Annotated in this window: 12 protein-coding genes; 8 read left to right on the top strand and 4 right to left on the bottom strand. The window is 40.8% G+C overall.

Translation table 11 applies throughout. The annotated features are described in order from the left end of the window. Nucleotides 1-147: 147 nt before the first annotated feature. Together AC5FX6_RS10845 and AC5FX6_RS10840 are read right to left on the bottom strand one after the other, a co-directional pair. Entirely contained in the window at nt 148-2,973 is a 2,826-nt protein-coding gene (locus AC5FX6_RS10845; protein WP_493597071.1) for a DUF262 domain-containing protein, read from the bottom strand. A gap of 6 nt (nt 2,974-2,979) precedes the next feature. Beyond that, entirely contained in the window at nt 2,980-4,731 is a 1,752-nt protein-coding gene (locus AC5FX6_RS10840; protein ID WP_493597070.1) for a DUF262 domain-containing protein, read from the bottom strand. Nucleotides 4,732-5,071: 340 nt separating this feature from the next. Here AC5FX6_RS10840 and AC5FX6_RS10835 point away from each other — a divergent pair, with 340 nt between their 5' ends. The 8 genes from AC5FX6_RS10835 to AC5FX6_RS10800 all read left to right on the top strand — a co-directional run bounded on the left by AC5FX6_RS10835 (nt 5,072) and on the right by AC5FX6_RS10800 (nt 17,609). Continuing rightward, complete coding sequence (locus tag AC5FX6_RS10835; RefSeq protein WP_493597069.1) at nt 5,072-5,386, top strand: hypothetical protein; 315 nt, start codon at nt 5,072-5,074, stop codon at nt 5,384-5,386. A 136-nt stretch (nt 5,387-5,522) separates the two neighbouring features. Next, a complete protein-coding gene (locus tag AC5FX6_RS10830) occupies nt 5,523-6,533 on the top strand; it encodes a helix-turn-helix transcriptional regulator (protein WP_493597068.1) in 1,011 nt (336 codons plus the stop codon). Nucleotides 6,534-6,621: 88 nt separating this feature from the next. Then, nucleotides 6,622-9,153 (top strand): N-6 DNA methylase, encoded by a 2,532-nt coding sequence (locus tag AC5FX6_RS10825; protein ID WP_493597067.1) that lies wholly within the window; start codon nt 6,622-6,624, stop codon nt 9,151-9,153. After that, a complete protein-coding gene (locus AC5FX6_RS10820) occupies nt 9,140-10,384 on the top strand; it encodes a hypothetical protein (RefSeq protein WP_493597066.1) in 1,245 nt (414 codons plus the stop codon). Before AC5FX6_RS10825 ends, AC5FX6_RS10820 begins: the two co-directional genes overlap by 14 nt. A gap of 256 nt (nt 10,385-10,640) precedes the next feature. Continuing rightward, nucleotides 10,641-12,224, top strand: a complete 1,584-nt coding sequence (locus AC5FX6_RS10815) for a type I restriction-modification system subunit M (RefSeq protein ID WP_493597065.1) — start codon at nt 10,641-10,643, stop codon at nt 12,222-12,224. An 8-nt stretch (nt 12,225-12,232) separates the two neighbouring features. After that, nucleotides 12,233-13,540: a restriction endonuclease subunit S gene (locus tag AC5FX6_RS10810; RefSeq protein ID WP_493597064.1), complete on the top strand. Its 1,308-nt coding sequence runs from the start codon at nt 12,233-12,235 to the stop codon at nt 13,538-13,540. A 17-nt stretch (nt 13,541-13,557) separates the two neighbouring features. Next, a complete protein-coding gene (locus AC5FX6_RS10805) occupies nt 13,558-16,425 on the top strand; it encodes a type I restriction endonuclease subunit R (RefSeq protein ID WP_493597063.1) in 2,868 nt (955 codons plus the stop codon). A gap of 35 nt (nt 16,426-16,460) precedes the next feature. Then, nucleotides 16,461-17,609 carry a DUF4268 domain-containing protein gene (locus AC5FX6_RS10800; RefSeq protein ID WP_493597062.1) on the top strand — a complete coding sequence of 383 codons (1,149 nt, stop codon included), beginning with the start codon at nt 16,461-16,463 and terminating at the stop codon, nt 17,607-17,609. A 78-nt stretch (nt 17,610-17,687) separates the two neighbouring features. On the opposite strand, the gene AC5FX6_RS10795 is transcribed toward AC5FX6_RS10800, so the two are convergent. Both AC5FX6_RS10795 and AC5FX6_RS10790 read right to left on the bottom strand, forming a co-directional pair. Then, complete coding sequence (locus tag AC5FX6_RS10795) at nt 17,688-18,296, bottom strand: alpha-ketoglutarate-dependent dioxygenase AlkB (protein WP_493597061.1); 609 nt, start codon at nt 18,294-18,296, stop codon at nt 17,688-17,690. 1 nt (nt 18,297) lies between these two features. After that, nucleotides 18,298-22,611: a small ribosomal subunit Rsm22 family protein gene (locus tag AC5FX6_RS10790; protein ID WP_493597060.1), complete on the bottom strand. Its 4,314-nt coding sequence runs from the start codon at nt 22,609-22,611 to the stop codon at nt 18,298-18,300. Nucleotide 22,612 lies beyond the last annotated feature (1 nt).

Genomic DNA, 22,612 nt, shown 5'->3' with positions numbered 1-22,612 from the left:
ATCTAGAGGTCTTAGTGCTGGGTGAAGTAGAATCAAGAGACTTTCTATATCTATAAAAAAGGCTGCCATTGTAGCACAATGACAGCCTTTTGATTTTTAAGCTAGGAAAAAGCTAGCCTGAGAATTCTTATTTACAAAGAGCTTCATTTAGAGACCCATCTCATCTCGCTGTGATTCAATTTTTTTGTCTAATGAGTTAAGTATGTCCTTCACATCATTTAAAAGCGATGTTGAATCTGCCAGATGTTTTGAGCCGTTTGGAATAATCTGGGTGGTAGGCTTATGGTCCGTAGCTGGTCTGAGATATATCCAACTGAAGTTCCCATCACCCTTTTCGCCACACTGAACAACTCTTATCTTATCTGCTAAACCCAGTCCTTTAAGTTTCTCCCTTAATTCATGAGTCACAAAAGAAGTGAAGGCAAAATTATCGTTGAACTGAGTGGCATTATACACTAACCCCCCTGTGCTTGGAGAAGGTGTAGTCGGAGTAGATTTATTTAAGTCTTCTGCATCATCTGTATCATTGGGTAGGCCTACCAACTTTCGGAAAGAGTCACAGAGTGAGACAATAAACTCGTCCAGCTCATCAGAAGCTCTTGAAACAGAAAAACAGTTGTCTTCAGCCTTAAAGCCGTTTGCCTCCAGTATAGCTGTAACAGTTGTATCAACAGCTTTCTTCTTCCTGTTGAAGAGCTTCACCTTGAATACCTGCTGTGACGAATAGAAAATATCAATCGCATATTGAGACTCTTTATCAAATTTCCAGTCATCGATGACAGCGCAAGGTCTTTCGTCTTCTCCACTTACAGCATAATACCATGATTTTGAAAACGGAAGGTACTGCTTGCCTTTTAAGCTATCTAAGTAGTAAGCATAAGAATAGTATTCAGCGTGCTTGCCACTCATGCGCTGTTTCTCCAACAGGTAGATGCTATCAGGGGAATTCCACCTAATGTATCTTTTGTTACCAAGGAAGTTAAACATGCCTGATACTTTGACGAAGTGTCTTCTCCAGTCTTGGATGTCGGCTTGGGTGATAATGGTATCGAGAGAGTTAATTAGATCAGCTGAATTGAACTCAGGATCATCAAACAACTCTCGCACAAATTTTCTTTTTCCTGCGTTACCATCTCTCAGCAAGCGCTTCCAGCTGATATCCCTGTCTGCATTGATTAAGAAGCTATAGTTCTTGTCCTTGCTTAATAAATAATCCCCCTTCGAAAGTAATGCCCGTTCCCAGATATGTTCATGTAGATCAATGACACCTCCTTTTCCAAATACAGTCGCCGCTTTTCCAGCGTATTCATTGAATGCGAAAATGAACTGTGCGTTTTCTGCATCAGACCAATCGCAGTTGTTGGAGTTCTTATAATAGGCCTGGATACCTGAAAAACTTAGGAGGAACCCTATCTGGCCATTGAAGTAGGGATGAGCCTCGGCTTTTAAAATAATATTCTTCCACGCATCAGTCTTAAGAATCAACTTGGCTTTTATTATTTCTTCAGCCACTTGGATATCCAGGAAACCTCTGATGTCTTTGCTGCTATGAGCAGCCAAATAGGTGAGGATGTCTGAGCTAAAGTGCAGGAGAGACTTGACTGACTTTATGGATCTTGCAAAGTCAATGGTGCTGTTGTAGATAGTATTTTCTGCTAGGTTGTGTATTACGCGCATCCACTCTGTAAGGCCGTCTGAAGAGCCGTTGGTGGTTAGGTACCCATAAAAAGCAAAGAACTTGATTCGTTGTGTATAATTGAGACTGTTATCAATTACCTCCTCAAATATTGGCTCCTCTTCGAAGTGCGTACTGCCAGAAAGGTAACACCTGAGCCTGCCATCGTTCTGGCTAAGGATATCAAGTATAGAAATAAGGTCTATCACCAATTTCTCATTAAGGGATTCTAATTCGGCGTACTGATAGAACGTGATTGGTTTAGCCTTCTCGTTTTTATTTTCAGGATCTTTTCCAAGTAGAATCTTAAGCTTATCCAGCTTCTTGTCCTCTTTCTCGCTTGCATAATGGTTGGTGGCAATCACTCTGATGAAGTTCATGAGCTGGTCATCAAATAGATTGGTAGCCTTATCCCTGTATATCCAAAAGAGGTTAGCCCACTCCGTGTCAATCTTGTGGGAGAAGTACTCCTGAACATTGACCTGCTTATCTGTGGAGCCAAACTTCAGGGTATAGCTGTACCTTGAATTGAAGTCAGCATCCTTGATGAATTGCTCAAACTTAGCTTTGAAGTTCTCGAAAGGCGTCAGCTGCTTTCCGCGAGAGTTCATCTTTATGTATAGATCATCTGTAAGCTGAAGCACCCCTAGGTCCAAGAATTGGAATGTAACAACCGGATTTTGTGTATCGATTAGCTTGCCAAAGAAACCGGTGGTGCCGGCAAATTTTTCATGAATAGAGTCCAGCATGGTTAGCATCGACTTTATCGTGGGGTCATTGTTCCAAGACAGGTAGTACCAATTGAGGTTCTGAAGTGTCTTTGAGAGACTGTTGTTTTTATTTACATCAGCCCCCAATAAGTCCATTGAATCTAGATCACACTTAATTAGTGCATCACAAAACTCTCCCGAGCTAGTGCGTGTCTCGTAAGTGAAGCGGGACTTTCCTTTTTCGTCAGATATAATATCCTTGAAAACCTGAAAGCTGCCATCCTTGTTGGCTAGGTACCAGTGTAACAAGAAGAGGGTAGTCAGGCGTTGCTGCCCATCCAAAGGAATGAACTTAGTCTTGTCTGAACCTTTTAAGCTGCCATATACAAAATCCAGATCAATGTTCTTACCAGTCTGCAAGTGGTCATAAAGCGTATCAATGAAAAGGTTCCTAACCTCACTGGAGCTCTTTCTTCCTTGCGCATAGTCACGTTGTATGATTGGTATATCTACCGCATAGTTTTTTTCTGTAAACAGCTTTGTGAACGTAAGCTTCTCGCCTGAGAATGGGGTTATATTATCTAGCATCGTATTTTAGTTTTGGGAAATAAGGTAAGGCTTCAAAGTGGAGGTAATCGCTTGCAGGTAATCATCGGCGTCTTTCTTCTGCCAGAACATTACCCCGTCCAATTTGCTGCTATAAGCTTTTAAGAAAGTATTCCTGGTACAAAGCGGAATGAAGGTGCCCCGCATGTCATTTTCCAAAATTGTTCTACGCTTGACAGGGAAGACCGCATTCTTGTAGCTTCTGTTTGTGTTTGCGTCCAAAAGCGCCAGGTTTGAAATGGAGTTAATTCCCTCCGGTTCATTGTCTTCTTTGAAGAGAACAAGCGCCCTATCATATAGGTCTTCAAATTCAGCATCTGTAATTTTATCTTGTGCCAGGCAAGCATGAATACCAACCGCGAGTCGCTTGTCTGCATCTTCCAGCTTCGCAAAAGCTTTCTCCTGCTCTTGCGGGTCCTCTGTACCGGTATAGTACTCCAGAACAGCTTCTAGCCATCTTCTTTGCTTGGAGCTCCCTTTAGGGATATCAGATTTCACGGACCTTATATGTTCTATATCCCAATTCTCTTTTTTATATCTGTCAAAAGGGAAGCGAAGGTTTGAGGCTTTATTGTTGAGGATTGTCTGGATGTTGAACAAAAGTAGTAAAGGCCTTACCACCTTTCTGTCACTATACTCGAGTTCAGTGATAGCATCGCAGCTTAACTGAAAGCTTTTTTTAATTCTAGCTTTCAGATCCTCTTTAAAATCAGACTTGCTGAATTGTCTTGACTCATGCAAAAGAGTTGTAACAGAGTGTCCTGTAGCAATCAGGAATCCGATTAAGTGGTAAAGCTCTCTGTCATTGTACCACTCTTCGAATGTTTGAAAATGCTGTTTAACCTGTAGCCACAGCCGGTCTATGTTTTTGTCTGTGAGGAAGTCCTGATGAAACTCGTAGAAAGTATAATGGGCATCATGAGATGAATTTTTACCTTTCATCAAGTCAAATATGTACTCAATACGGGTGGCATATTTTTGATTTCCTTCATGGATGAAGTACCAGAAGGCATCATGCTGTAGCATGCTTTCGATTTTGTCCCATTCACTGGCAATCTGGAGCTGCTTTAGCCTAACACTGTCCTGACCGCCTTGGGCAAAGTTGCTTTGTCTTAAAAACAGTGCCTTAATTAACTCAGCGTTCGTAAGCGGGATTTTGCCAATGTTGATGCGGGTGAAAATATCTATTGCTTCGGTGTCATCATTGACCTGATACCAGATAACCTTTGTCTTCTCAAGAAAGGGTGTCAGAAACTTAACTCTAGCGTTAGAGAACCCTGCGTCAGCTTTGCCGGCGAACCAGTTATTTATTGTTACGCTGGCATTGTAGATATGGTAATAGTCAACATTGGCGTCTTTCTCTGATTCTACTATGTTCTTCAGATAACTCTCGCTTTCTGCTCTGGTTTCATACTCGATCTTGCCAAAGTTCTTGTTGCTGCCATCAATGATGTTTTCCAGCGCTTTAAGAATAAGGTAAATGGTTGTCAGCCGCTGCTGGCCATCTATTACTTCCCATTCATTATCACTGACCGGTTTTACAACTACAGGCTGAAGGCAGTAGAAGGGCTTGTACCTATCGTCCTTGGACTTGGGAGGGTTCAACTCAAAATCCCATATATCTTCGAGTAGCTCCGTTACCTGTCTTTCATTCCATCTGTATCCTCTCTGATAGGATGGGATAAAAAATTGCCTGCCGAGCAATTCGTTAATGCTGCTCAACTCTAAGCTGTTATTCATATGTCGTTTCTTAAAAACTTGAAAGATTTAATTTGTAATGTGGCACTAGGTGTATAACCAATGTTATAACACCTCTATTCAAATTTATGTAAATCCTAAGTGTTGTATAACTAAAGTTACAACATATTGTTTTTAAAATATATTACTGTCCTTATATATTTTATTAGGTTTATTACCGAACTGCTTTGGATGCATTTGATAGTAATTGAGCGATAGTACCCAGAGACAGTTGATGTGATTTGATAGACTATAATTTATAGGGCTCAAGGTTTTGTTTATAGAACCTCAAGAAGTGTGTTTAGAAACAGTATATTAGCTCTAAAAATAGATATACATAGACATGACTTATTCACAGGCGCTACAATTCATAGAGGAAAACGGAGAGTTATCTGCAGTTGCTGTAAACAGCGCGGCAAAAGAGATCTTCATCATAAATTTTGTTGATGATGAAGATGAAGGATACTTAATAGTTAATTATGAAAAAGATTTAGGGATGAGTAGCGGAGAAGAAGATTCCTTCGATCCAGAAGACTGCCTAGAGGAATTTCCCTATGTAGAGAACCTGAAGTTCTTTGATATCAAACCGGAGACAGCCTCCAAATTGTATGGTTCAGAGTTCTGGTATCAACTTGAAGTATTAGGACTTAAAGGGTAATTGTAAGTAATGGGGAGTTCAAGCACCAGTTGATGTGCTCCTAACTTTTTAAAGCGGGAATTAGGTTGCTGGCTCAAGTAAATCTATCAACCTTTTTAGCTTGAACAAGCTTTCAGAAAACTACTGAAGAACAAAGATGTCTACTAACAGACAGGCACAAATCAGGTACTTAGCACTAGATAGATGCTTTAGAAATCGCGGCAGGAAGTACTTTATAGAGGATCTTATTGAAGCATGCAACACTGCTATCTATGAGTTTACCGGGATAGAGGAAGGAGTGCAAAGGCGTCAGCTATATGATGATGTTCGCTTTATGGAGAGCAGCCAGGGCTGGAGTATCCCCTTAGAAAAGGTGAAGGAGGGAAGACGGGTGTATTACAGATACTCTGATGCAGACTTTACAATAAGCAAAGAGCCGCTCACTGAGAATGAGGCACTACAGATAAGAGAAACACTGACTACACTGGCCCGCTTCAAGGGGATGCCTCAGTTTGAATGGGTAGAGGAAATCACAGCTAGGTTAGAGTCTTCATTACCATTAGGTGGAGCAAGCCAACATGTTTTAGAGTTTGAACAGAATCAGTACCTGCAAGGAATAGAATTTATATCTTCACTATTCAATGCAGCAGTCTATAAGCAACCCCTACAGATAAGCTATCAGCCATTCAAGTCTGACACGCCAGCCACTTACACGATAAGCCCTTATTTTCTGAAGCAGTTTAACAACAGGTGGTTCCTGTTCGGATGGAATCATGAAGATAGATTTCTGATGAACCTGGCCTTGGACCGAATAAAAAACTTAGAGGTGTGCAGGACGCAGTTCGAGGAGAATACGAGCTTTGACTTCAGTTCTTTATTTGAAGATGTAATTGGTGTCACCATACCGCTTAATTCGGTACCACAGAAAATTAGGATTAAGGTCTCTAAAGAGTTGTGGCCATACCTGCAGACAAAACCGATACATGGCTCTCAAAAGATTATAGAACATCAGAATAGCTGGGTGGAGTTGGAGTTAGAGCTATATATAAATCGGGAATTGAAGAATCAGCTGTTCTCATTTGGGGAGGAAATCACTGTGATAGCTCCGGCTCAACTTAGGGAGTGCCTACTCGACAAGGCAAAAAAAATAATTTCTAACTACGAATAACCTGTGCAGATACAGTGCACACATGGTAAATAGGTTTGTATCGTCAAGGCAATCAACGACGATGTTAAACTTATTTACTTAATTAATTATGATGACTACTATGAGTTTATCTGCTGAAATTGAAAACAAGTTTTGGAACATGTTTAATCTTATCAGAGGAGAGGTAGATACTGATTTTTTTTCAGTTGTTCCATGCACTTTCTTGCTGAGTAGCGTAGGGTTTTCTGCAGATGATATTCTTCAGGCCAAGCATAATGGCTTCAGAAATGTATTGGAGTCTATAGCGGTAGGCAAAGGGTTGAAGAGCCTGAATGAAGATTTCTTCACTGCCATAGCTGTATTTGAAGAGGATTTTCGCAAGCTACGTCAGGAAAAGCTTTTAGCTTTGATTCAAGCTATGAACGAGCCTAGTTTGATTAGACTAATAGGTGAAAGGGTAGGCAATGCCTTTGACTACTGCTTGGATTTTACGCTATCGGTTTTGTATAGTGGTGTAGGGGTTGAGTATCAGCAGCCGAAAGAGCTTTCTCAGCTATTAGCCTCTATTTATACTTTAGAGAATGGCGCAAAGGTATATAATCCTTATGCCAAGACAGCGACTATAGCTCCATTCCTTCCAGGAGGTGTTAATTATACTGGGCAGGAGGCAAACCAGAAAGCTTGGGCTTTTGGTGTATTAAAGCTTGTAGCTTACAGTATTAGTAACAAAGCAACTTTAATACAAGGCAATGCGGCGCAGGAATGGATTGAAGATGTACCCTTTGATTATATAATCAGCTATCCTCCGCTTATGCTGAAAGGTAGTAAGTACGGTACAAATAAGTACTCGACCGGAAGTATAATTGATTCAGTTTTGGTAGAGAATATTCTTCCCCTAATTGAAAATGGAAGAAAAGCTATTATAGTTGTTCATAAGTCTTTCTTAACCAGAGGCTCTAATTTTAGGTTGAGAGAATACTTAGTTGAAAATGACTTACTGGAGTTTGTTATAGAGTTCCCTGGCGGTATTTTGCTTAACACAGCGGTTCCCTTTACGATCTTAGGCTTCAATAAGGACAAAGCACATAAGGGGCAGACGCTGCTTTATAATGCTGAGAAGAGCGTATCCTTCGATTCCAAGAAGAAAGGTATAATTGATGTAGAGGCTGTGCTTGGGGTACTGCATAGAAATACAATCTCTGCGGAAGCGGCCTTTATTGATAAGTTTGCTATTGCAGAGCAGGACTATAATCTAAATCCTAAACGGTTTCTCTATCTGGATGATCAACTCCAGGAACTCACCAATGGAGCTAAGCTGGTGAATCTAAGTGAGGTACTTACGCCTTTAGCTACAAGGCCTGTAAGAGATGAATTCCTCAAGGGTAAGTATGTCAGGATACGCGACTTGAAGGATGATAATGTAGACTTTGAGGTTCAAATCGATACGCTGGAAGCAGATACAGATATTCCAAAGCAAGCTTATGAAGTTTCAGAAGAAGCCTTGTTGATAGCATTGCGGTGGGATAAATTAAAACCAACTTGGTTTGCTGGTGCCTCTGAAAGTGCTGTTTATGTAAGTGCTGATGTTGCGGCTTATAAAGTAGCGAACTCTGGAATAGACATGGCTTACTTGATAGCTGAACTGAACTCTGAGCTTGTACAGAAGCAGGCAGCTGCTTATAGAACAGGAGATACAGTGCCAGCTATTTCTAAGAAAGATCTGGCCAATATCAAAATTCGGCTGCCTAAGCTAGAGACACAGAGGGATAAGGTAGTAGAACTGAGAGAGGCTACAATCAAGCAAAAGGAGGAGGAGCTCCTGAGTTTGAAAAAAAAGCTTGGACTTGATTCGTTTCAGCAGGTGGCAACCCTGAAGCATTCTCTTGGAACACCTTTAGGAAACTTGGTCTCTGGGTTAAGAACCATAAAGTCTTTTTTAGTAAGACAGGCGGGTAACAGAGAGGCCACTACCCTTGAATCTTTACTAAACGTGAGGTATAATGTTACTTTAGGATCTGCTCTTGATGATTTATTAAATAATCTGAAGTTTATCTCAAACCTGCTTGAAAGCAATGAAGACGAGCTACTGGTTGAGAATTATACAACTGAGGTGCTTGATATAGCAGGATTCATTAAGGATTATGTATACAATAATCAACTGCGTGACTGGGCTTTTCAGCTAACTTCAAAGAATTCAGCTGAAATAGATATGGTATGGAGAAAAGGTGTATTAGTGAATGCCAATAGGCACCTTCTCAGGATATTGCTCAACAACCTGCTGGATAATGCGCACAGGCATGCCTTTCACAAAGAAGCAAGCGATGATAACAAGGTACATATCTACACCATGATTGGTCCTGACTTAGAGAATGCTCCTTCAGTTGTTGTCCTCATTAGCAATAATGGTACTCCATTTCCAGAAAACTTTGATCTCTCTAAGTTTATACAACGCAATGCAAAAGCTGGAGAGACAGGTAATACTGGAATTGGTGGCTATGATATACATAAAATAGTGTCACATTTTGGAGGTGAGCTAGAATTAAATACTAGAGACAAGGGTGAGTATATAACTACTTTTGCTATTACCCTGCCTTTAGTTACAGGTTTAGAAACAGAAGAAATAACCGATGAAGACTTATAGAGTATTGTGGCTTGATGATGCGTATGATCAGCTTCCTCATGTGCGGAATGACGCTGATGATAATAATATTATCCTCGAGGGATACAAATCTAGCGAAGAAGGGATAGAAGTTCTTAAAGAGAATATATATGCGTATGACGCCATTCTCTTAGACGCCAAGTTTTATTTGAGTAAAGAGCAGGTAACAGGAACTGAAAACTTGAAAGGGTTAAGAAGCATGGTGTCTTACCTTGATCAATTAAGGAGCCAAAGAATTATACCTTACTTTATTTTGTCTGCTCAAGCGAAACTTCAGAATGATGAGACTTTTTTTGAAACCTACGGGCGGTACTATAAAAAGAATGATCCTGATGAGCGGGAAGAATTGTTCGCTGCCATAAAAAAAGCTGCGGATGAGGATGAATGCACCCAGTTAAGGCACAAGTATAGCCAGGCCTTCGATACATGCACACCAAAGTATGTGGGAGAAGATGCAGGACGGCTCCTAATGGATGTATTATTGCACCTTAAGAGTAGCAAAAGCGGCACTCCTTACGATGAGCATTATTTTAATCCGTTGAGGAAGGTATTAGAAGCGTTCTTCAAAGCTTGTAATGACTATGGGCTGCTGCACAATAAATGCCTTAACAATAAGGGTAACGCTAATCTTACCTGGTCCTACCTGTTCCTGGCGGGTATAAAAGTTAAACTTCCTAATGATGAGATTCTTTCAACTTATCAGAATACTTTTTCGCAAGAGATAGCTGACTATGTTAAGAACATAAAAGAATTGACTAATAACGGATCTCACTATGTTTCAAAGGAACATGAAGATGAAATAATATCTGAAACTGAAGATGAAATCATAGAAACTAAGGTACAGGTAACTTCTCCGTTCTTACTGCCGAGCCTGGTTTACCAGATGATGCATGTGCTGGTGTGGTTTAAAAGCTATGTTGATCAGAATCCAAAACCAGAGGTAAATATAAAAAACTGGACACCAGTACAGTTACCCTCTGTAAACTTAGATTTTATTAGCGGAAAGGTGAAAAATTTAACAACAAATGGTGCTGGCTTTTTCAGATCTAATGACGGTTCAGTTGAAGGCTTCATTACATCAGATTTAGTTAATAAGCATGCCTTAAAGAAAGATATGCCAATAGAAGTTACTCTACTTGACAAGGGCCGCAAAAATCTAGATGTAACTCAAATCAAAACACCAGCCACTCAGGCAGTTACCACTAGCCTATAAGAGGACCAAAGTTTAAACTTGATTCTGATATATTAATTTAACTATCTTGTTATAAATTATAGAATTTACAATTACTATCCACAAACTCTTACTGAAGACACACTTAGGGCTTTGCGCCTGATCAGCAAGAAAGAATTGAAATGCTGGAGACTACCAAGCGGTATTAACCACTTGAAAGCTCAGGCAGTTCGAGGGGACAGCTAGTCTCTGGTGAGAAATAAACTAAATAAGAATACCATCAATCTTTATCAGCAATATGTCTGAAGACTACAAACAAGTACTAGAACAACAGCTCTGGAGCATCGCCAACACCTTGCGCGGCAAAATGAATGCCGACGAGTTCCGTGATTATATATTGGGTTTTATCTTCTATAAGTACCTATCTGAAAAGATGGACCTGTATGCCAACAAGATCCTGGCAGAAGACGGTATCAAGTATAAAAATATAGACGAAACTACCAAGGAAGGGCAGGAGTATCTGGAGGCTATCAAAGAAGAATCTCTTGGCAAGCTTGGTTATTTTCTCAAGCCATCTGAGTTGTTCAGCGAGATAGCCAGAAAAGGCAGCACCAATAATAAGGAAGAAGGCGAAAGCAACTTTATATTGGAAGAGCTCACTCTGGTTCTGAAGCACATTGAGCAGAGTACCATGGGTACGGAAAGCGAAGACGACTTTAATAAGTTATTTGAAGATTTGGATCTTACGTCTTCGAAACTGGGGCGTACCGAAGCTGCCAAGAATGAGCTGATAGCCAAAGTGCTTGTTCACCTGGATAAGATTGACTTTAGATTGGAGGATGCCGATGCCGATGTGCTAGGCGATGCTTATGAATATCTGATTGCACAGTTTGCCAGTGGAGCTGGTAAGAAAGCCGGTGAGTTTTACACCCCGCAAGAGGTATCTAAAGTATTGGCTAAGATAGTAGCTACGGGCAGGACAAAGCTTAAGTCTGTTTATGACCCTACCTGTGGTTCCGGCTCTTTGTTGCTGCGCGTTGCTAAGGAGGTGCAGGAAGTCTCTAACTTTTACGGGCAGGAGATGAACCGTACCACCTATAACCTGGCCCGCATGAACATGATCCTGCACGATGTACATTTCCAGAAGTTCGATATTCGGCAGGATGATACGCTAGAGCACCCGCAGCATTTAGATCAGCGTTTTGAAGCTATCGTTGCGAATCCTCCTTTCTCAGCTCAATGGAGTGCTGGCCCGCTGCATATGTCTGACGACCGCTTTAGCCAGTACGGCAAATTAGCACCGAGCTCTAAAGCAGATTTTGCCTTTATACAACATATGATACACCATCTGGCAGAGAACGGCACAATGGCTGTTGTAATGCCTCATGGCGTATTGTTTAGAGGTGCTGCTGAAGGGCACATCCGCACGTACCTTATCGAAGACCGTAATTACTTGGATGCTGTAATTGGCCTACCTGCTAATATCTTCTACGGTACAAGTATTCCTACATGTATTCTGGTTTTCAAGAAATGTCGTGAGAACGCCGATAATATCTTATTCATCAATGCCAGCGGTGAACAGCATTTTGAGAAGGTGAAGAATCAAAATTACCTCCGCAAAACTGACATAGACAAAATCGTAGATACATATCGCGAGCGAAAGGTTGAAGAAAAATATAGTTATGTAGCCTCTTTAAAAGAAGTTGAAGAGAACGACTACAATCTGAACATCCCGCGCTACGTGGACACTTTTGAGGAGGAAGAAGCCATAGACCTGAACGAAGTAGCCGCCTCACTTGCTCAGCTAGAAGACGAGATGCAAAGAACCGACACAACTATCGCTGATTATTGTGAAGAGTTAGCTATAGCTAAACCATTTTAGTTTAAACTATGGAAGCAACAGCAGAAATAATAGCAGGCGTGAAGAACGTACCTGCCTTGCGCTTTCCTGAATTTGAAAGGGAGTGGGTGACAACTACGTTAGGTGATTTCTTAACTTTTAAAAATGGTGTCAATGCTGAAAAGGAAAAATATGGCTCTGGTTATAAATTCATCAATGTTTTAGATATCATCAACAATAATTTTATCACACATGATAAAATTATAGGTTCAGTAGAAATTACAGAAAAAGAGTTTGAGAAGAATAAAGTAAAGTATGGAGATATACTTTTCCAAAGAAGCTCAGAAACGAGGGAAGAAGTTGGGCAGTCAAATGTTTACTTGGACAAGGATAAGACTGCAACTTTTGGTGGGTTTGTAATTAGAGGGCAAGCAACAAAGGAATATAATCCAGCCTTCGTGAATTACTTGTTAAAAACTTCATCTGCCAGAAAAGAAATCACTGATAAAAGTGGAGGTAGTACAAGATATAATGTTGGGCAGGAGACTCTGAAAGTTGTTAAAGTAACTTTGCCTACTCTTTACGAACAACAAAAAGTAGCTTCATTCCTTACTGTCGTTGACGACAAGGTTCAGCAGCTTAGCAAGAAGAAGAAACTGCTCGAAAAGTATAGAAAAGGGGTTATGCAGCAGATCTTCTCCCAGCAAATTCGCTTCAAGGATGGTAACGGCAATGACTTTCCGGAGTGGGCGGAGAAGAAGCTGGGAAATGTATTTGAGTTTTATACTACAAATTCATATTCAAGGAGCTTGCTTAATTATGATGAAGGTTCGGTAAGGAATATACACTACGGTGACATTCATACTAAATTCAATTCTAACTTCGACATCACAAAGGAGAATGTACCATATATCAATGAAGATGTTGATGTAAGCAGAATTCCCGAAAGCAGTTACTGCCAGATTGGTGATTTGATTATCGCTGATGCTTCTGAAGACTATAAAGACATTGGCAAGGCAATCGAAATCGTCAATCTGAACAATGAAGCCGTAGTTGCTGGTTTGCATACCTACATAGCCCGTGATAACTATAATGCATTCGCTTTAGGCTTTAAAGGCTATCTTATGCAGTCACGAAAAGTAAGGTTGCAAATGATGCGATATGCGACAGGTGCTTCTGTTCTAGGTATATCAAAAGGTAATATCGCTAAAGTTGAAATTGGTTTACCAATACTTGAAGAGCAAAAAAAAATTGTCAACTTTTTAACTTCAATTGATAACAAAATAAACTATACCTCTAAACAACTGGAGCAAGCTCAGCAATTTAAGAAAGGCTTGCTGCAGCAAATGTTCATCTAGGACGATTCAACTAAACCATGGGAACTCAACCGGAGCAGGTACTTGAAGATAACCTGATTAAGCAGCTACAGGGATTAGGCTATACCTACGTGGCCATCAAAGATGAGCCGGCATTGCTGGCCAACCTGAAAAGCCAACTAGAAAAGCATAATCAGGTTACGCTAACGGATAAAGAATTTGGTCGGGTGCTCAACCACCTGAACAAGGGTAGTGTGTTTGATCGAGCCAAGATACTCCGTGACAAAATGCAGCTTACCAAAGATAATGGGGAGTGCATTTATCTGGAGTTTATTCAGCAGGAGTACTGGTGTCAGAACCAATTTCAGGTCACACGTCAGGTAAGTATAGAAGGTACTTACAAAAACCGTTACGATGTAACAGTGCTGGTTAATGGCTTGCCTCTGGTACAGATCGAAATCAAGCGCAGAGGCTTAAAACTGAAAGAGGCTTTCAACCAGATTAACCGCTACCAGAGGCACTCCTTTGGTGCTTCCCATGGTTTATTTCAGTATGTGCAGCTGTTTGTGATCAGCAACGGCGTTAATACCAAGTATTACTCCAACAACCGCCATCAATCCTTCAAGCATACCTTCTACTGGACCGACAAGGACAATAAGCCCACTACCCAACTGGAGGCTTTTACAAAAGCGTTCCTAGAGCCTTGCCACATGTCGAAGATGGTAACCAAGTATACCGTGCTAAACGAAACGCACAAGGTACTGATGGTCCTCCGTCCTTATCAGTACTATGCCACTGAGGCTATTATTGAAAGGGTAAAGAACAGCGACAAGAACGGGTATATCTGGCATACCACCGGCTCTGGCAAAACGCTCACCTCTTTCAAGGCAAGCCAGATACTTATGAAGCTGCCGAGGGTGCACAAGGTAGTTTTTGTGGTAGATCGTAAAGACCTAGATTATCAGACGACAAAGGAGTTTAACAGCTTCTCGGCAGGTAGTATAGATGGTACTGACGATACACGCGCGCTGGTAAGCCAGTTCTCAGGCGATACAAAACTTATTGTTACTACCATTCAGAAGCTGAACACTGCAATCAGTAAGTCTAAGTTCCAGGGCAAGATGGACAAGCTGTGCGATGAGCATATCGTGTTCATTTTTGACGAATGCCACCGCAGCCAGTTCGGGCAGACGCATAACCGTATCAAGAGCTTTTTCAACAAAGCCCAGATGTTCGGTTTTACAGGTACTCCCATCTTTGCTGAAAATGCTATCAAGAATGAATTGGGTAAGCGTACCACCAAAGAACTCTTTGAAGAATGCCTGCACAAGTACCTCATTACCGATGCCATCAAAGACGAGAATGTGCTGAAATTCTCTGTTGAGTACGTGGGCCGCTACAAAGAGAAGGAGGGAAGCAAAACAGAGATTGATATTGAGGTTGAAGATATAGACACGCAGGAGCTCCTGGAGTCCCCGCAGCGCCTGGAGAAGATCACGGATTACATCCTCGAGAACCATGCAAAGAAAACGCATGGCAAAGAGTTTACAGGCATGTTCTGCGTGAGCAGTGTAGATACCCTCATCAAGTATTATGAGCTCTTAAAACAGCGGAAAGACAATGGCAAACATAATCTTAAAATTGCCACCATCTTCAGCTTGACGGATAACGAAGTAGACAAAGAGGCCAATGGCTTTCTTCCGGATTATTCAGAAGACGAGCTTTTAGTAGCTGCTGAGCCTACGGTAGCCTATACTGCCTACAGTCATACCCGCGAGAAGCTGGATGCTTTTATAGCGGATTATAATGTCATGTTCGGCACCAAGTTCTCTACCAAGGATAGCCAGTCGTTTTACAACTACTACAACGATATCTCAAAGCGTGTCAAGAACAGGGAGATTGACATTTTGTTAGTTGTAAACATGTTCCTGACCGGTTTTGACAGCCCTGCACTTAATACGCTATATGTTGACAAGAACCTGAAGTATCACGGGCTGATACAGGCTTATAGCCGCACCAACAGGGTGCTTAACGAGCAGAAGTCGCAGGGCAACGTTGTTTGCTTCCGTAATCTAAAACAAGCCACGGATGACGCGATAGCACTGTTCTCTAATAAGGATGCCAAAGACATCATTCTGATGGAGCCTTATGAGGAGTATGTTGAGAAATTTAACATTGCTTTTGCAGAGCTGTTGAAGGTTGCTCCTACGGTTGCTAGCGTAGATAATTTACCAAGTGAAGAGGAAGAACTTGAATTTGTAAAATCTTTCCGTGAGCTGATGCGGATTAAGAACATCCTCACCACATTCGCCGACTTTAGCTTTGGCCACTTAGCTATGTCAGAGCAAAGCTTTGAAGACTATAAGAGCAAGTATCTGGATCTTTACGATAAAGTAAAAACAGGTACTGCAAAAGAGAAAGAGTCCATTCTGGACGATGTAGACTTTGAACTGGAGCTTATTCACAGGGATGAGATTAATGTGGCTTATATCCTGAAGCTATTAGCTAAGCTGAAAGGAGCAACTCAAGAAGAGCAGGACAAACAGGAGAAAGCCATCATTGATATACTGACTGGCGAAACTACCCTGCGCAGCAAGCGTGAGCTAATCAAGAAGTTTATTGAGGAAAATCTGCCTCTCATAGAAGATGTAGATGATATACCCGAGGAGTTCGAAAAGTTCTGGGCAAGGGAGCAGCAAGAAGCCTTTGATAAGATGAGCCATGACGAGAAGCTTGACCCCCTGAAGTTACAAGTATTACTAGGTAATTATCTCTTTACTGAGCGTCAGCCGCTCCGGGATGATGTAATAGACATGCTGGAGGTAAAGCCTAAGATACTGGAAAGAAAAGCCATCTACGAGCGGGTGTTAGGGAAAGTCGTAGGCTTTGTGGATACCTTTATCAGTGGGATGGGGGCAAGGTTGTAATTATGTTTTTAGTCAGATAAACTAGTAGCTATAACATGTACTTAATCAATCCAGACACCAACAGCCTCTCTAAAATTGATCAGGTTTCTTTTGGGGAGTTGCAGTACTCAGAGCGATACCATTTACAGGAGTGGCTCTCCAAAAATCCGGAAGCGTTAGGGGAAGATTTCCTGATCATTCAGAAGGAGTTCAGCGGCTTTGATGATACGCAGGAGCGTTTGGATCTACTAGCTTTGGACAAGGAGTATAACCTGGTTGTGATCGAGAACAAGCTAGATGACTCAGGCAGGGATGTAACATGGCAGGCGTTAAAGTACGCATCCTACTGCTCTACGCTTAGTGGCATTGACATTATTCAAATCTACCAGGGTTACCTTGACAAGTGTGCTCCCGGAGAACAGGCAGCTGAGAAGCTTCATGCCTTTTTCGAGTATGATGATGACTATGAGCAGAAGCTAAACCAGGAGAATAGCCTGCGTATTGTTTTAGTTGCTGCCAAGTTCAGAAAGGAAGTAACCTCAACGGTCTTGTGGTTGTTGAATTACGGGATTAAACTACAATGCCATCGCGTTACGCCCTATAGAATGGGAGATAAAGTACTGCTGAATGTAGAGCAGATTATCCCGCTTCGTGATGCGGAAGACTATACCATTCGGTTAGCAAAGAAAGCGCAGGACCAGGCACAGGTGCGTCAGGCAAACAGTCACCGCTACGAGATCAGGAAAGAGTTCTGGCAGCAACTGCTTCCGGAGATCAACAAGCGTACTTCTCTTTACCAGAACGTGAATCCTACAAAGGACCATTGGCTCTCCGCAGGTTCTGGTATGCGCAGCTGCCCTTATTCCTTCACCATTACCTCGCACTCTGCTTCTGTTATGCTCAACTTTACCAAAGAGAGCAAAGCAGAAAATGACGCCATCTTTCAGAAGATGCTGAGTCGTAAGGATGAGATCGAGAGGGCTTTTGGTGATTCGCTTATCTGGGATACACAAGACAATAGAAAGTCCAGCCGGATTGAATATAAGAAAGAGGGCCTGAATTACTTTGATAGAGATCAATGGCAGGACATCATTTCCTTTCTGACAGATGCGATGGTGCGGCTTGAGAAAACGCTCAAGAAGCCAGTGCAGCAGGTGAATGCGGAGATATCTGCGCAGGCAGTTACCAGCCCTTCTATTAACTAAATAACACAATATTATGAAAGCCCTGGACATTTCGGATGCTCTAGGGCTTTCATAATATTGAATAAGATAGATTTTAGATTACGAGTTAAGAATCACCTTTCTAAAAGTAAGTGATACCCTTCTGGTTCTCTTCACTTTTTCACCATTGACAGTATCAGATTTTCTGCCTGCAATCCCGTGAAGCCATTCATATCGAGATTCTCCTTTGATGACCAACAAGCTTCTTGGATCTAGTCTGATAGATTTCTTCGCTTTTATATCCCGTTTTGAGTAGAAATCCATTAGGCAGGATGAGCCAAGGCTCATAGAAATTATAACACTTTCAAAACAAGGCTCACAATCAATATGTGGAGCGATTCCCTGTCCAGGCTCATATTCGTTTATGATTACCTGATCCGGAGTAAAGCTGATAATTTCCTGCTGATACATTCTCTTGCCTATTTCCAGTGCCCAGGCTGGGAGCTCGCCTACCTTCATGGATCGGTCGATAGATCTTTTCTGATAGTCATACTTATAGCCATAATGCTGTACCCTGCGCTTTAAATCTAAAAGCCAGGGAGAAGCATCTATAACAGCAAGTAATGATTGGTGCTCCTGCTGCGTAATAAAATCAGGTATATATTGAAGTCCTGGAATAGCAGGAAGCTCAACCTCCTGCTTTTCAGTATTAAAGAAGCCTAACTGCATTTCAGTTCTCAGGATATTTACCGTTCAATAAATTTTGTAAAATTAGTCTATTAGCCGTTGAAGGACTAGCCATTATTACGTACTTAACTTTTTCATTACCTGTGTGTTTTGCACCTATTCTATTGCGATAAGTAACTCTATCATTCCCTTCACCAATTATATTTACATTAACTGTTCTAAGAAAGTGATAGAACATCTCATTTCTATTGCCCTCCTGCGGATTCTGGAACATCATGAAAATTGGATTCGTCGTTTCATATTCATCAATGATAGCTTGAGTAAAGCTCGCTAAATCATCTGTTTGTTGCCTACTCAAATTTGCAAATAAGTAACTAAATATAAAGAGGAGCGGTTGTCCCTGATTAAAATCAGGTGTTATAGCTCTCCAATTGTTATAAAAAGAGAAAGAGGAGCCTCTTGTAAATACAGGGGAATCAGCAAAATCTCCAGCCTTCCTCATGATGGTTGACGAAATGTCTACTCCGTGGTATGTAAGTTTCGGACTATTAAATAGGCTTATATAGTCTGCATATGCTAGTCCTGCTGTCAGTGGACCACAACCAACATCTATGATTGTAGTTTCTTTTTTGAAGAGATTATTCTCGAAAAAGCTGCCATAATCAGACTTATGAAGCATGTCTAGGATATGAAGCTTTGTGAAAAAGTGTTTACGCATGTTGAAATAACAGTAGACTAATACTTTATCTTCTGCTGTCATGTCTCTGTATGGCTGGTCAAAATTTGTTTTTCCGTAGTCTATCGCTTCTCTTAATTCATCGTTGCTCCTGCCCAGAATTATATGATGGTACAGAGTATTTGGTAAAGCCTTGATAGCTCTTATTATTTTCTCCTCAAATACTTGATTGATGGTAGGAGAAGGAACGTATATTTTTCGCAAATCATGCTCTTCTGAAAGATTTAACTTTCGAAGCGGTAGATCTATTAAGTTAATGTGTTGCTGGATCTTTTCGGCATATATTCTCGGGAATTGTTCCTTTACGGTATCTCGATATTTTTTAAACTTTAAAAGTTCGGCCCAATCCCAACACTCTTCAAACTCTATTATTGCCTGACCATGTTCACCAGCAAAATCCCAACCTTTTCTTTGGGATAGGTACGTCCAGTTCCATTCGCCACAGAAGTGCCTTAGAAGCTGCACCGTAAGGGTCAAAGCAGGATTTAGAGAAAGCTGCTTCCAATCCCAATGTTCTCTATAAGATTGGAGGAGATCATAGCTGAACTCCACTTTTGTATGAGAGGAAAGCTCATGCCAGTCTAGCCTATCAGCAAAGAGATCTACTATAGTTTTATTAAAGCTGATTCTGGTATAGTCAATCTTTTCAAGCACCCATCTGTCACTAAAAGCATGGAGCATTTTCGTGTTCAGATTAATAGCGCTGTTCTGACTCAGGAGTTCCCAATCCCAATGATTTATAAATTGACTGATGATCGGAATATCAAATTGAAGATATGATTTGCTTGATAAATCTTTCCAGTCCAATTGATCAACAAAAACCTTAAGAAGATCCTGATCAAATGATATGCTATTATACCTTTCTTTATTCAGTACCCACTTATCCGAGAACGCTATAAGTATAACCTTATCTAGGGGTACTGCTTTGTTTAAGGAAAGTAATTCCCAGTTCCACCATGAATAATATTGGTTAACTAGTTCAAGATCAAATTTTAAGCGGTTACTACTTGATAATCTATCCCAATCCCACTTTTCCTTAAATAGCTCTATAACATTGGCTGTAAAAGGTATTGAGTCATAATTAATGAATTGCAGGTTCCAATAATCTCCAAATGTGAGAATTACACCTTCCGAAAAGTTATTATAGGTTTTGCTGACTATTTTCCAATTCCAGCTTTCTCTGTGCTTCCACAGAAGGTTGGTGTCATTGATCAAATCGGTATTAGATGAAAGAATGTCCCAATTCCAGCTATCTTTAAATCGGGCAATATTGTTAGGGCGAACAATTCTTGGATTAGCAGAAAGAGAATCCCATGATAAGTAGGGTGCATAAAGCTCTAGGTTCCTGTCAGATAACCTGAAACGTTCATCTAGTATGATTTCATCCCAGATAGCCTTTGTTTTTAAATTACCTAGTACAGCATCATCTAAGGAAATGTAGGATGAAAGTTTGAGAATACCCCATACCCATGATTCGTTATACTGCCTTGCAAATCTTAGAATTAGTTCTCTGTGTTCTGCAGGAGGAAGATTCTGCCAGTTAAATTTGTTGAGGAATTTATTAATCCTTGTCGGCGTTGCAAGTAGATTCCAGTTCCAGTAGATGTCAAACTCCTGTAGATTAAAGGAATCGAGCACTATATCTGAATTCTCAGATAACTTTTCCCAGTTCCAGTTTTCCTTAAACCTGTCTAATTTGATGTTATCAAAGTTTACTCCTTTGTTAGAGCTGAGGGTGTTCCAATTCCAGCAGCTTTTGAACTCTTCCAATAGAGTTGTAGTGTAGGTAATTCGGTTGCTGGCGGAAAGGGTATCCCAATCAAAATAGCTTTTAAATGTGTGTAACAGTTCTTGTGAAAGTGCGAGAAGTGGGTGGTGTACAAGTGAGTTCCAATCAAGATGGTTTGCAAACTTCATCAGAAAAGGTAACGCGAACTTTCTCGTTGTGTCTTTTGAAATGTAAGACCAATTCAAACTATCTTTGAATATTTCTAATAAATGCTCATTGTGTGTTAAGGAGTCTATCTTAGTTAAAGAGTGCCAGTTCAGCGAATCCTTGAATGTGATTAGAAACTCCTCATTCAGCTCTATTGATGGGTTTTGCAGGATTACATCCCAATTTATGACATGCCTGAATTCTGATAGTTCTTGTAAGTTATGCCAATGACAATCTCTACTGATTCTATCAGAGAAAGCTTTTTGACTAGTCGGGTCTAATTCTTCATAGTTAATCCTATCCCAATACCTGTGAAGCAGGTCATAGCTCCAGGTGAGATGAGCATTATCAATCAGCCCTGGCTCATGATGAGGTACGGATACCTCATACTCTTCACCGCCTTCCCATAATTTGAATCTGCTATGAGTTTCAACGGTAACCCACCTCTTAGACTGCCATCTGATCTTATCAAAAGAATCGAATAAGTCTACTACAGGGATAGACCAGCAGACTTTCTCAAGTGCTAAAGAAGTGATCTTATCAGCATAGCGTTCTAAAATAGTATAAAACCTTGGGTCTAGAATTTGATCCTCGTTTAATCTCTCAATAGCCTTGTTAAGATTTAGGAACGCAACGTACTTTTCTAATCTAGGAATATCTATCCTAAAGCTAGCATTAGCAGTAAGCTTGTCCCAATTCCATTTATCCTCAAACTTGATAACTACCTCATCAGAGAAGGGTACATGGGGGTTAGCAGATAATAGATCCCAGTCCCAGAAAAAATAGAACTCCTCGAGAAGATCAGCAGTAAAGTTTAAGTCTCTGCTTGAAAGACTTGCCCAACTCCATCTGTTCTTAAACACCTCAAGCATGGTTGCGCCCGGAGTGATCACCCCTTTGGATGCAAGTTCGAAGCTTAAAGCTGTGATTATTTCCTGCTGTGCTCTTTCATCATTATTTAAAATAGTCGACAGTTCTTCATTATACTGATTTTGCCAATAGACCTTGAGTTCGAATCCTGAATCTTTTTTCAAGGCATGAACCTCAACATCTGCATAACATTCTTTAAAACCCTCTGATACCAGATCTGTATAGAAAGCTAGTTTGTTGGTTTCCGGGTTATATATGTCAGGTGCTTGTACCCTCAGGACTTCTTTCAATAAATCCTCCGAAGGAAAATTCCAGTCGGATTCTTCAGCCTGATAGTCCCTTGATGCGTTTTTAAAGTATCTGTGGATTAACTGATGTTGGGCGGACAAGGTATCAAAGTATACATCAAAATGCTGTCCCTTTCTACAGGAAAGCTTGATCCTCTTTAATGTAAATTCGAGTCCCCATTTGGTAAGGCTGTACCTGTTATCAGCAAACTTAAGCATAACATGATCTTCTGAAAGAGATTCCAGTGCTTCCCTCAAGATCTGCTCTTCTGCATCATCCTTGTAAACTCTATCTTCAAATCTGTTTTCAACGGATAGCCCTAGTATGCTGCCCAACTCAGTGAAGTTCTTGCCTCCATGGTTTAACAGGATTTCGCAGATTACTTCTTCTATGAGAGTAAAAGGACTACTGTTGTAAATATCTGCTTGGTAAACTGCCTTCACAAACCTCCACTTATAGTTTGTTTTGGCCAATGTATTTTCCTGACTCTTTAGAAGAGCGTCATTAATGATAGCTGCAAATTCCACG

This window comes from Pontibacter sp. LHS2, from assembly GCF_058932845.1.
This window is presented reverse-complemented; position numbering and strand designations above follow the sequence as displayed.